Source organism: Tenacibaculum profundi (assembly GCF_057162725.1).
In genome coordinates this window covers 423785-436241 of sequence record NZ_CM169894.1, presented here as the reverse complement: position 1 = coordinate 436241, position 12457 = coordinate 423785, and the positions used below count along the sequence as shown (strand labels likewise).

Sequence of the window (12457 nt, the reverse complement as noted above, 5' to 3'; positions counted from 1 at the left end):
AAATAAAAATGGAAAAAACAGTAAATAAAAGAGTAGAGGCAATTGATTTAGCAAGAGGGGTAGGAGTTTTCCTTATTCCAATGGCGCATGCCTTATTAATTTATGGGTCTAGTTATTCCCAAGAGGAAAGCTGGTTAGGTTTAGTAGTACATTTTTTTGGAAAGTGGGCAGGTATTTTTTTAATAGCCATGGGCTTTTCTTACACACTATCTAGAAATAATTCAATAAAAAACTCTATTAAGAGAGGTGTCATGCTATTGTTATTTGGTTATATAATGAATTTTTTGAAATTTATTATACCTTTAGTATTAGGTGCTTTCCCTGACAGTTTTATACATGCTTACAATTGGGAAGTCCCTATAGGTTTTGATAAAATGGTTTATCTTGTTTTAACAGGAGATATACTTCAGCTTGGAGGCGCTTGCCTTTTATTTATGGGAATAGTTCATAAATATGCAAAAAATCAGAAATTTATAGTATTATTTATTGCAGTATTTGTATTAATTGCTACGGAGTATATTAGAGGTATCAGAGTGGGGGTACCCATTTTAGATTATGTATCAGATTTACTATGGGGGCAAGAATGGAACATATATTTTCCTGTCTTTCCTTGGTTCGTATATATACTGGTAGGAATGTTCTTTGGTTATTACTTCCATGAAAACAATATCGAAAAAACATTTAAGAAAATGTTCATTTCTGGTATAATCACTTTTACAATTGGAGGCATTTTATGTCTTTATAACTATGAATTTCATATGAGAGATTATTTCCATACTGGATTTGGTGGTGTTATCTACTTGCTTGGTTGTAACTTATTAGCTTTATACTTAGCCTTTATTCTAACAAATAAAGCTAAATCTAACAAGATTAAAGATTTCTTTTTTTATTGTAGTAGAAAAATTACATCAATTTATATTGTTCAATGGATATTAATTTGCTGGTCAATGGGTATTATAGGTTACCATGATAAAGGAATCAATATGAGCTTACTATTAATGGCTTTATTTACGTTTGGAACATTTTTAGCACAAAAAGCGATTGATATCATTAGGGATAAGGGAAAAAGATTACTTGTAAAATATAATAATATATTTAATATAAAATAAAAAGGATACCTAGTTTTACGTTAAAAGGTTTGAAGGGGTTTAAGCATTTTTCAAAAGAATTAAAAAACAATTTTTAGAGATAAAATATGTCATTAAAGTATTTGATTTCTTACTCAACTTTTAACCTTTTTGTTATTTACGTAGCGTTTTTTTAAGGGTGACGTATATGTTTTTATGTAGAAAATTATATTTTAAAAGATGCCTGAGATATTATATAGTACTGGTAAATTTTTCAGTTTAGAAGAATTGAGTAAATATAATTTTTAGTAGATCAAATTGAGGATTATCGAAATGGTTTGGAAGCGATAGAGATGTCTATATAAAAAAAATAAGTAGTAATTATACTTTTAAACAATGTGATTATAAGTGGTTAAAAAGAGTTTTTATACATAATAAATATTTTGGCTTAAATCATGTAAATATGGCAATAGCGGATTTAAGAAAAATGGAAATCATTATCAATACGCAGAAAAGTAAAAGATTTATGTAGATATAGGGAAAATTAATATATACATCTATTTATCAAATGTCTGACTTCTATATTGTTTAGGTGTTTTTTTAATGTATTTTTTAAAAGCTGCGGAAAAGTGAGTCGGATTTTTATAACCAACGATATCTGATATTTCATAGATAGGCTTATTGGTATGAGATAGTAGCTCCTTGGCCTTATTCATTCTTACTTTTAATGAAAATTCGGAAATAGTTGTATTAAAAACTCGTTTATACTCTTTTTTTAGAATTGTATCATTTAACAATACTTTTTTAGCTAATTCTTTAACAGAGAAAGGTTCATTCAAGTTTGATAGAATTATTTTTTTTACATCATATAATTTTGTGATAAGACTTTGAGGTGAACTACCTATTGATTTTCTGTTTCTTAAAGTAGAAACTAGTTCTAATATTTTTGCTTCAAAGAATAATTTTTTGAAAATACCAATACTTTTGTCTAATAAAATCTCTTCAATTATTTGATAAGATTTAGATGAAGTAGAAGCTATAAAAAAGTTGTTGTTTTTCATATTTAAGTCTAATTGTTTAGCATAATTAATTAAATTTATTAATTGATGTTTTTTTATGAACTCGTAATACATTTTAATTCTAAACTCTTTAATATAAGTGTTTTTTAAATAAATGTTTTTTAGTTTTTGTTCATAAGAGGAGAAAAGCAAACATTCTTGCTCTTGCTGAATTATGTCTAAGTTTATAGTTGAATTTTTTAATTTCTTTTCTCCACTCAAAAGCAAACACAGTTCTAAAGTATTTATATTTGAAGATTCGTAAAAAGCATAGTCTTCATTAAAAGTCATGTTTATGTATTCTATTTGAAGCCCATCAAAGCAATACGAGGTAATTGAACCACGACCATATTTTGGATTCATATTACATTTTTTAGATACAATACCACTGTTGCTATTAAAAGAATGATGTTGTTCTTCAAACACATCATTTAAATGTAATCTCTGTTTTTCTACCATAACCTCAATTAATTTAAAGCAAATTTAATATTTAATTAATCTAAATAAAATTATATTTTTTGTACTTTATAGATAATTTATTGTTATCAACAATAGAAATGAAAAATTTTTTATAAACTATTGGTTGTTTTTGCAGAAAGTTGTGTTAAAAAAGTTAATACTTAAAAAGAGCAATAAGTTCTTCTTTAAAGCGTAGTTTAGGTAAGTATTGGTTTTCAAGTTTTTCAGCAAAAGGAACAGGTGTCTCTATGCTGGCAACTCTTTTTACGGGAGCGTCAAGAAAATGAAAGCAGTTTTCCATAATCAATGAAGAAATATCACTTCCAATCCCACCTAATAAAGTATCCTCTTGGAAAATTATCGCTTTTCCGGTTTTTTTGATAGAACAAAAAATAGTCTCTATATCCAAAGGGATCAGACATCTTAAATCTATAAGTTCTACTGAAATATCATCCTCTAATGTATTAATGATTTCCAAAGCCCAATGTACTGCAGCTCCAAATGTTATAACAGTAATATCATATCCTTTCTTTACTACGCTAGCTTTTCCTAACGGTGTTGTATAATAATTTTGAGGAACGTTTTCATAAACACTTCTGTAGAGCCCCTTATGCTCAAAAAATAATACAGGATTAGGGTCTTCAATGGAACTAATTAAAAGACCTTTAGCATCTAAAGGATAGGCAGGGTATACTACTTTCAAACCTGGTACTTTTGTAAACCAAGCTTCATTTGATTGAGAATGAAAAGGTCCAGCACAAACTCCGCCACCGCATGGCATTCTTATAACAACATCGGCTTCCTGTCCCCATCTATAATGTGATTTGGCAAGTAAGTTTACAATTGGGTTAAATCCTGTAGATGCAAAATCAGCAAATTGCATTTCCATAACTACTTTTATTTTTTGGATAGAAAGTCCATATGCAAGAGAAACGACAGCTGATTCACAAATAGGCGTGTTTCTAACTCTTTCTTTACCAAAGAGATCAATGAAGCCTTCAGTAACTTTAAATACACCACCATACTCAGCAATATCCTGTCCTAACAAAACAAGTTCTTTATTTTTTTGCATTGCTTGTTTTAGCCCTTCTGAAATAGCGTCAACTAATCTCATGTTCCTTGTTTCTGATGAGGGTAAAGATGGAATATTATTAAATTTTTTGTAAACGTCTTTCAGTTCGGTTTCTATAGTTGATGAAATAATAGGTTCATTGAAACTTATGGTTAAGTTCTGTTGAATTTGAGTCATAATTTCATCTCTAAAGTGTTTGTCTGTTTTCTCAGAAAGCAAGTTTTCATTCATCAAAAAATTTTTATAATTCGAAATAGGATCTCTTAACTTCCAATATTCAATAAGATCTTTTGGGACATATTTAGTTCCACTAGCTTCTTCATGACCTCTTACCCTAAATGTCTTAAATTCTATTAAAATAGGTCTTGGATTTATTCTAATATTTTCTGCAAGTTTTTTAATTTGATAAAAAACTTCGACTATATTATTTCCATCAATAATATAAGATTCAATTCCATAGCCAATTCCTCTATCCGCAAGATTTACACAATTGTATTGTTCTTGAGTAGGTGTTGAAAGACCATATCCATTATTTTCAATACAAAAAAGAACAGGAAGTTTCCATACGGAGGCAATATTTAATGACTCATGAAAATCTCCTTCACTTGTTCCCCCTTCACCAGTGAATACAGCACAAATTTTATTTAATTTTCTTAATTTATTGGCCAAAGCAATTCCTGAAGCGATTCCCATTTGTGGACCTAAATGTGAAATCATTCCAATAATATTAAATTCATTGGTACCAAAGTGAAAACTACGATCTCTTCCTTTGGTAAAGCCATTCATTTTTCCTTGCCATTGAGAAAATAAACGATATAAAGGTATTTTTCTTGCGACAAATACGCCTAAATTCCTGTGCATGGGAAGAATATATTCATCATTATCTAATGCAAGAGTAAGTCCTACAGAAATAGCTTCCTGTCCAATTCCACTAAACCATTTTGATATTTTTCCTTGACGAAGTAGAATTAACATTTTTTCTTCAATCAATCTAGATAGAAGCATGTTTCTATATAATTGCAAATGTTTTTTTTGAGACAATCCTATATTTTTGTAATTCAATGTTTTATTTTTGTTTGTTTGGTTTTGAAGCATAATTCTTATTTATAACTAAAACTAACAAAATGTGTTTAAAAAATAAAATTTCAAAAAAAAAACATAATCTATAACTATCTTTTAGCATTTTTTTTACATTTGTCAGCCTAATGTTTACTAGAACATCTAAATTCTTCTAAGCATTAAAACGGTTATATTTTATCTTCTAATAAAAAGTAGAAAATAGTTATTATAAATAAAGTACAGGTTGTTATTCGTATGTGACGACTATTCTGAAAATTATAATTAATTAGTGATGATATTATGTATTGTAGTCTAAAAAAACGAGACTTTTTTGTGATTAATTCCATTAACTTTCATAAAAATTTTAGATTCAAAAATAAATTTATTACTAATCAACCCTTCTCAATATATTAATTTTTCTGCTTTTATAATCAGTCAAAATTTCCCTGAAATTAAAATATAATCTTATTTGAAAAAGTAAGGTCAAATACATGTTTAATATTATGAAATTATTTAAACTAATTTACATTTATATTATTTTCCTTATAGGTTGTAACATAAAAAAAGAACCCTCTAAGCGAAATTATACTAACAACATAGTAATCCATCTTTAAAAGATAAAAAGAAATAATTGATTAGTCCAAACAACAGAACTAAAATTATAGTTTAAATAGTAATTGTAGGATTCCCCGTCTGAACAAAAAATATATTCAAAAGGGGGGAAACATAGTAGCTAAATTGATTTTAAAAAAAAGAACCATGATTTTTACAGAACAAGGTAATTCAAACTCTGATATAAAAATTTTTTATAATTCTATTTTATGATAAACTATTGCAAATTAAAAGTTATTACAAGAAAAAGTATAATAGTCAATGTTGAATTCATTAATACAATTCAAGAAAGAAATTACTATGTATCGGCACAGTAAATATAAAATTCATTTTCAATTGAATGTAGATTATTATGTTTAAAAAGTGTTAGATAAAAATCTTTTTAAAGTTAATTCCTGTGAAATTAGAGGTATTCAATTAATGGCTAACATTTTTGAAGAAAGTTTAAGTGCAAACGAAAAAATAATTTGATAAAAAAAATAATGATTAAACATCTTACCTGTACAATAATTTTAATCACAGTATCATTGAGTATGACTGCGCAAGTTAATAATCATGTTAATAATATTGTTGATTCTATTTCTTTATATGGTAAATTTAGTGTTCATGGAGCTGTATTTAAGAATAAATTAGAGTTTCAAGAGAATGCACCTAAGTTAGGTGTCATAATACATCGAAGGATTAATCCTAATACAAGAGTTTGTGGTGTTTTAGAATATCGTTATCATATCATTAATGGTACTGAATTTAATAATGATGCTGCAACACCAGCCGATTTTATAAATCATCCATTTGAGGAAATAGAAGCATTTGTATCAAGACTGGCTTATGTTGGTGTTAACCATAAAAAATTAGGTTCTATAACGTATGGAAAACAATGGGGAGTTTATTTTGATATAGCTTCATATACTGATAGATATACAGTTTTTGGAGGAGGTGCGATGGGAGTATATGCTGTTGGAACAGATGGAGGATGGAAAGGTACAGGAAGAGCCGATAAATCATTGATTTACAGAAATTCTTTAGGAGATTTTAAGTTAGGTATGCAATCACAACTTTTTGGAGATTATGTTAATTATGGCTTATCATTACAATATCAAAGAAATAAATTGAAGTTTGGATTAGGATACAATTGCGCTCAAATCCAGAAAGAGTTTAGAGTATATTTTAGAGATATAGGAGACGCCATAACCAATATAATTGCTGGGGCTCAATATGTCAATAAAAAATACAACATTGGTTTAACAGCAGCATTTAATGATGATGAATTCACAAGACTTTCTGAAGACAAGGTAGTCTCATTTTCAGCTTTAGGTATTGAGTTGTTTTCATCTTACCGACCTTCAACAAGGTTTGAAATACAAGGAGGATTTAATTATATGATAGATAACAATAAGAATAAACTTTATGATGGAAAATATAGATTATTTCATTTAATTGGAGGTCTTAACTATTATCTTGATAGAAATACTTTTTTTTATACATCTTTTAGGCTAGATAATTCTAATTTATTAGTAGGGGCCAAGACAAATAGTGTGTTTTTAATAGGATTTACCTATAATTTTACAAAGTTACTTGATTAACTTCAAAAAAATAAGTGTTACAAAGAAGGAAACCAAGTAAAATTCATTAATCGACTTTAATAGAAGGTTATATTACAGAATTTAATTACTTTCTTTTATTATGTATTTAAGCGCATGTATTAAGTTTGAATATTGAAATTTATAGAACGACTCTATTTTTTTTGAGGATATTTTATTACCGTAAAGTAATATTACAGACATTTCACCAAGTAAAATTTTCAAGATAAAAGAGGGTATATTTATGGGAGATAAAATTTTACCAGTCATTTTTGCTAACGAAGCAGAAAATGAATTATTCGTTTGAATATCATTGGTAACACTATTAAAAATTACTGAATATTTGTTGTCAATACATTTCATATAAATTTGACAAAGGTCATTTATGTGTATCCAAGGAAAATATTGCTTTCCGCTTCCTAAAGCAACAATAAAAGCAGGGGTATTCATTTTAGCTAAAGCACCTCCTTTATTACTTAATACAATTCCTGTACGTAATATGGTAACTGGAATGTTTAGCTTTTCAAATTGTTTAGCTGCACTTTCCCAAAGAATACAAACTTTAGCTATATAGTCTTTGTAAGGCAAACTTTCTTCTGAAAATTCATTAGTTGATTTATAAGCCCCATAATAACCTATTCCAGAAGCTGAAATAAAGCCTTTCAACTTTACATTAAGTTTTAAAACGTACTCATACAGTAAATTTGCAGATTTAACACGACTATCGATAATTTGTTGCTTTCTTTTTTTTGTCCAGCGCTTATCAGCGATTCCAGCACCAGCTAAATGAATTATATGAGTAACTCCTGTAAAAGCATTTTTATCAATAGTTCGTTTATTAATATTCCATATAAATTCTCTTTGTTTTTTAGGGCTTCTAGTTAAAACATTTACTTCATGACCGTTAGATTCTAGTAATTCCCGGAGTTGTTTTCCAACTAACCCCGTACCTCCTGAGATTAAAATTTTACCCATAATAAAAAAAGTTAAGAAAATAAATAAAAATTAACAGCATCATTTAAAATGATCACTTATTTCCTTTTTTAGAAAATTTTGTTTAATGTGTTTATTTTTGATTTGATAGAAACCCACGTATTTATTTTATCTTTTATTAAGAATAAAGGTATGCAAGCAGTTTCTAGTATTTGATTATAAGACTTTTTAATGTTAAATTTATCTTCGATTATTTCCATAGCTTTAGCTCGTAATTTAATTATTTTTAGTTGTCCAATTTTATACGAAAGAGCTTGACATGGATCAGCCATATATTCACCTATATCTGAAATAACACTTGCTTCGGGCTCTGCCTCATTATCTAATGAATATTGAAGAGCTTGCTGTCTAGTCCATCTTTTAGCATGAAACCCTGTATAAACAGCAAATCTAATAGCACTTTGTATCTCCATATGTAACTTTATCTTTTTTATTTCAGAAAGCATTCTAGAGTTTTTTTTTAATTCTAAATCATGAATTTCATCAGCTTTCGTAACTGTTGTGGTATACTTTTTAATAGAATATTGATAATATTTTTTTCCTTCAGAAATTCTATTGATACCACTAGTTTTTCTTACAGCTTTTAAATAATCTGTGCATAGAAAACTATAAAGGCGTTCAAAAGATGAAATTAATTTATTAATTAAAAAAAAAGAATATTTTTTAGTTAATTCTGTCTTTTCGTTATTTGTAAAACTATTATGAAATTTGGTTATTGGAGAATAAAATAAATGCTTATTAATATCTAGTCCCCCTTTTGTATTAATGTTTATTTTGGTTAATGACTCAAATTGAGGAATTACTTTTTTAACTAATTCTTTTAGAAGTTTGTAACCAAACTGAATACCTTCTTTTATTAGTTTTGCAACAGAGTGTAACCAATCATTATATTTTCCAAGTCTTTTTAGCCAGTTTTCGTAGTCTTTAACAATATTAAAAGGTTGAACTCCGTTAGCACTTGCAAGTTGACCTACTGTTAAATTAACTGCCCACATTTGGTTTATAAGCATTAAAATATCATTTTTGAAATTAGCTTGTGCTAAAGGGGTGTCACATTCCCATTTAATGATTTTTTCAATAACTATTTGATTATTTGATAAATATTTAATATTTAATTGACGTAGTAGTCTTTTACAAAACGAACTATAAAATACTTTTAGTTTTTCTTGATATTTTTCTGATGGAAAATCAGTGAATTGATCATTAAATCGATTATCCCTAGCAAAAGTAGCTATCAAAGAATTCAATAAAAGAAATCCCTTATTATATTTTTCTAAAAGAATATTGATTTTTTTTTCGGTAATAGCATCATTATTGTAATTAATACATGAAAAAAACAAAAAAGCACTTATAATGGATATATTATTTTTTTTCATTGTATTATTATTGAAGAACTGCAAATATAGACAAGTAAAAATTAACTTTATAACCACATAAGTATGTTAAGGAATTAGTTTTGTGAACTAAACACCTTTTATTCATCTAAATAACGTATTTTAGATAATCTGGCTTTTTGTATGTGAGTCAAGTCTTTAGTATTAGAAGTAAGACTAATTGTGTCAACTTTCAAATGATCTCTAAAATAAATAGGATAATTTTCCGTTTCTATTTTCTTAAAGACTTCAACGTTCATGAGTACAATGGTGGTATTAACGTATTGTTTATTGTCTTTTATTTCAATGTGCCTGTAATACGTCAATACATTATTTGGAATAAAAAGAATTGAAGAGATTATTAGTACAGAAAAAAGTAGAACACCAATAGCTTGTTTTTTTTTTTAAACTAACAAAATTATTTTGAGAGCTGTTTTTTGATTTTTCCTTGAAGTTATTACAAAAATGAAGATAGTTATTGTAGCCTAGGTATTCTGAAATACAATTTTTTAACTCTGCGGAAGGCTCCTTCGATTTATTTTTTCTTCCCTCAACATGTTTTTCATAATAATTTTTCATAGTTTTAGAGGATACAGATATATTCCTGAATTTATCGAACTTTTGTTGAGTTAAAATCTTTTCTTCAAAAAAAATAAAACATCCAGTTTTGCTTTTTCTGTTATTGTCAGGCTCGTCTTCAAGTTTCGCATAAAGCTTTTCTAATAATTCCTTTATCATTGGTTGGTTTCTATTAATTGGTTGCGTCAAATGTACGAAGTTGATTCATATATCCTTAAAGGAATTCCGTAATAAATGGAAAATCTTTTCCATTTATTTTCTATTTAATTTCCACACAAGACATTACGAAAAATATAGTTTTGACCCAGAAAACTAGATTAAATAAAATTATTAGTTAGAATTAAACAAAATTGATCTGAATCGCAATTAGAATGGGGAAGTCTAATTGTTATGAGGATTAATTTTTACTTCCCATTGAAAGAGTTGCGCATCTCTTAAACAACTTTGATTTAGTTGAAAAACTAATCATACAATTTTATGCAAAATTTTAAATGAAGGAAAAATGAGAAAATTAAGTTTTTTATTAGGAATATTAGTAACCGGTTTATTTATGTCTTGTACTGATACTGCAGACGAAAATCTAACCCAACTACAACAATTAGAAGTTGAGCAAATGAGTACTGGTGGTGTTTCAGGGGGGAATACACACGATCCAGATCCAGAGCCAGAGCCTCGACCGAAAAAAAGATCGTAATTAAGGTATTATAATATCTAAATAACCTACAAATTATTATTAGAAAAAGGGTAGAATATTTCTGCCCTTTTTTAATTTTGACTCAAAGAATTTGATATTAAAGCAATTTGCATTTGTTGTTAAAAATAATGAATAAATAAATTTAACACGATCATAGTCCTTAATGCTTGAAGAAATTAATATTTTAGAGGAATGAAATACGCAAAAGTAGTCCTCCTTTCCTTTTCTGTTATTTTATGTACTAATTTTTATGGACAGAAGCAGAAAAAAAATAACTATTACAAAGAAATTGAAAAAATAAAAAAACAACTTTTAGAAATAGAAAATGAAGACAAAGAAAGCTTGCAGTGGTTTTATCATTTATTAGGTTATCATTATAATAAGTTGAAGCAACAGGACAGTGCTTATAAATATTATTCCAAGTCTAAAGATTTATTAGTGGAATTGGATGATACTTTAAGAACAGTAAAAAGAATGTTTTGTCTTGCAAAAATAGAATCCAATAAAGAATTTTTCTTTAAAAGCGATTCAACGGCATTACAGGCTCTTAGACTTCTAGGAAATAATAAAGATCAACAAAAAATAACAGTTTCACTTTATAACACCTTAGGAATTAATGCAAACATGCAAGGTAATTATCAAGAAGCGATTAATTGTTACAATAAGGCTTTAGAAATTGCTAAGGATTCTGTTAATATCATTTTATATAAAAGTAATATTGCTTACAACCTAATTAATTTGAAAAAGTATGAAGAGGCAAATACTATATATAAATTTATTGAAAAAAGTTCATATAATGACAGTATAACAGATTATACAAAAGCTAGGAATTTAGATAATTACGCTTATTCCCGATTGTTAAACAACGAAGAAGTTGATGAGTCTGCATTTTTCGAAGGAAAAAAAATAAAAAGGAAAATTAATGATATTCACGGTTTAGTTGCCAATAATCTTTATTTATCTGAATATTATCAAAAAAAAGGTAATATTAAAAAAGCACAAGAGCAAGCTAATTTAATGCATGACTTTACTGTTAAACATAATATGACAGATTCAAGAATTTTAGCTATTGATAAAATTTTATCTCTTGAACCAATTTCAAGGGCAAGAGAATTAAGTATTGAACGGTCTAAGATTTTAGATAGTATTCAAAAGCGAAAAAACCTATTTGCAACTACTATTTATAATTACAAAGACGAAATTAATAAACGAATTATAGCAGAAAATAATTTGTCAAAAGCAAAACTTCAAAAACAACAGTTAACTTTTGTTGTTTTTGTTTCCGTATTTGGATTTATTGCCTATTTCTTTTACAAAAAAAATAAAACTAAAAAGGAAAAAATAATAGAGGTTTATAAAACTGAAACACGACTTGCAAAGAAAATACACGATGAGTTAGCCAATGACATATTTTTGGTTATGAACAGAGTTCAACAAAATAATCATAATGATGAAACTATATTAAACTATTTAGAAAAGATTTATTTTACGACAAGAAACATTTCTCACGAAAATAGTCCTGTTTTAACAGGAAAAAAGTTTGAAATGTTTTTTCAGCAGTTATTATCCGAATTCTCAACGAATAAATGTAGAATTATAAGTAAAGGAATTAATGAAATAGAACTTAATAAACTTCCAAAAGAAACGCAAATAGTTTTATATAGGGTTTTTCAAGAGTTATTAATAAATATGAAAAAATATAGTCAAGCTTGTTTGGTTGTAATTAATTTTTGGGAAGACAAAGACACTATTCATGCTACTTTCAAAGATAATGGTGTTGGAGCTGCTTCCATAAAAATAAAAAATGGATTGCAAAATATGGAAACCCGTATTAAATCTATAAATGGTTCTATTACATTTGATTCAGAAGTTAACAGAGGATTTCAAGTGATGTTTCAAATAAAAAAATAA

10 protein-coding genes are annotated in these 12457 nt (G+C 27.3%); 4 read left to right on the top strand and 6 right to left on the bottom strand.

The window, feature by feature from the left end; all coding sequences use genetic code 11:
• The first annotated feature begins 8 nt into the window (after nt 1-8).
• Entirely contained in the window at nt 9-1109 is a 1101-nt protein-coding gene (locus AC2GW8_RS01600) for a heparan-alpha-glucosaminide N-acetyltransferase domain-containing protein (RefSeq protein ID WP_440881048.1), read from the top strand.
• A 515-nt stretch (nt 1110-1624) separates the two neighbouring features.
• Here AC2GW8_RS01600 and AC2GW8_RS01595 read toward each other — a convergent pair.
• Nucleotides 1625-2584 carry a helix-turn-helix transcriptional regulator gene (locus AC2GW8_RS01595; RefSeq protein ID WP_440881047.1) on the bottom strand — a complete coding sequence of 320 codons (960 nt, stop codon included), beginning with the start codon at nt 2582-2584 and terminating at the stop codon, nt 1625-1627.
• 154 nt (nt 2585-2738) lie between these two features.
• On the bottom strand, nt 2739-4751 hold the full coding sequence (locus tag AC2GW8_RS01590) for an alpha-ketoacid dehydrogenase subunit alpha/beta (protein ID WP_440881046.1): 2013 nt from the start codon (nt 4749-4751) through the stop codon (nt 2739-2741).
• A gap of 1058 nt (nt 4752-5809) precedes the next feature.
• On the opposite strand from AC2GW8_RS01590, the gene AC2GW8_RS01585 reads away from it, so the two are divergent.
• Nucleotides 5810-6910: a porin gene (locus AC2GW8_RS01585; RefSeq protein ID WP_440881045.1), complete on the top strand. Its 1101-nt coding sequence runs from the start codon at nt 5810-5812 to the stop codon at nt 6908-6910.
• An 81-nt stretch (nt 6911-6991) separates the two neighbouring features.
• Here AC2GW8_RS01585 and AC2GW8_RS01580 read toward each other — a convergent pair whose 3' ends face one another.
• The 4 genes from AC2GW8_RS01580 to AC2GW8_RS01565 all read right to left on the bottom strand — a co-directional run bounded on the left by AC2GW8_RS01580 (nt 6992) and on the right by AC2GW8_RS01565 (nt 10011).
• The gene (locus tag AC2GW8_RS01580; protein WP_440881044.1) at nt 6992-7882 is read right to left on the bottom strand and encodes a TIGR01777 family oxidoreductase; all 891 of its coding nucleotides are present in this window, start codon (nt 7880-7882) and stop codon (nt 6992-6994) included.
• Between the two features lie 68 nt (nt 7883-7950).
• A complete protein-coding gene (locus AC2GW8_RS01575) occupies nt 7951-9276 on the bottom strand; it encodes a DUF885 domain-containing protein (RefSeq protein WP_440881043.1) in 1326 nt (441 codons plus the stop codon).
• Between the two features lie 98 nt (nt 9277-9374).
• The gene (locus tag AC2GW8_RS01570) at nt 9375-9533 is read right to left on the bottom strand and encodes a hypothetical protein (protein ID WP_440881042.1); all 159 of its coding nucleotides are present in this window, start codon (nt 9531-9533) and stop codon (nt 9375-9377) included.
• A gap of 70 nt (nt 9534-9603) precedes the next feature.
• Nucleotides 9604-10011 carry a hypothetical protein gene (locus AC2GW8_RS01565; RefSeq protein ID WP_440881041.1) on the bottom strand — a complete coding sequence of 136 codons (408 nt, stop codon included), beginning with the start codon at nt 10009-10011 and terminating at the stop codon, nt 9604-9606.
• 343 nt (nt 10012-10354) lie between these two features.
• Here AC2GW8_RS01565 and AC2GW8_RS01560 point away from each other — a divergent pair, with 343 nt between their 5' ends.
• Nucleotides 10355-10546: a hypothetical protein gene (locus AC2GW8_RS01560; RefSeq protein WP_440881040.1), complete on the top strand. Its 192-nt coding sequence runs from the start codon at nt 10355-10357 to the stop codon at nt 10544-10546.
• A gap of 192 nt (nt 10547-10738) precedes the next feature.
• A complete protein-coding gene (locus AC2GW8_RS01555; protein WP_440881039.1) occupies nt 10739-12457 on the top strand; it encodes a tetratricopeptide repeat-containing sensor histidine kinase in 1719 nt (572 codons plus the stop codon).

Excerpts from the sequence above, each read along its gene's own strand:
- AC2GW8_RS01600 (WP_440881048.1), top strand. The coding sequence starts at position 9 with ATGGAAAAAACAGTAAATAAAAGAGTAGAGGCAATTGATTTAGCAAGA.
- AC2GW8_RS01595 (WP_440881047.1), bottom strand. The coding sequence starts at position 2,584 with ATGGTAGAAAAACAGAGATTACATTTAAATGATGTGTTTGAAGAACAA.
- AC2GW8_RS01590 (WP_440881046.1), bottom strand. The coding sequence starts at position 4,751 with ATGCTTCAAAACCAAACAAACAAAAATAAAACATTGAATTACAAAAAT.
- AC2GW8_RS01585 (WP_440881045.1), top strand. The coding sequence starts at position 5,810 with ATGATTAAACATCTTACCTGTACAATAATTTTAATCACAGTATCATTG.
- AC2GW8_RS01580 (WP_440881044.1), bottom strand. The coding sequence starts at position 7,882 with ATGGGTAAAATTTTAATCTCAGGAGGTACGGGGTTAGTTGGAAAACAA.
- AC2GW8_RS01575 (WP_440881043.1), bottom strand. The coding sequence starts at position 9,276 with ATGAAAAAAAATAATATATCCATTATAAGTGCTTTTTTGTTTTTTTCA.
- AC2GW8_RS01570 (WP_440881042.1), bottom strand. The coding sequence starts at position 9,533 with ATGAACGTTGAAGTCTTTAAGAAAATAGAAACGGAAAATTATCCTATT.
- AC2GW8_RS01565 (WP_440881041.1), bottom strand. The coding sequence starts at position 10,011 with ATGATAAAGGAATTATTAGAAAAGCTTTATGCGAAACTTGAAGACGAG.
- AC2GW8_RS01560 (WP_440881040.1), top strand. The coding sequence starts at position 10,355 with ATGAGAAAATTAAGTTTTTTATTAGGAATATTAGTAACCGGTTTATTT.
- AC2GW8_RS01555 (WP_440881039.1), top strand. The coding sequence starts at position 10,739 with ATGAAATACGCAAAAGTAGTCCTCCTTTCCTTTTCTGTTATTTTATGT.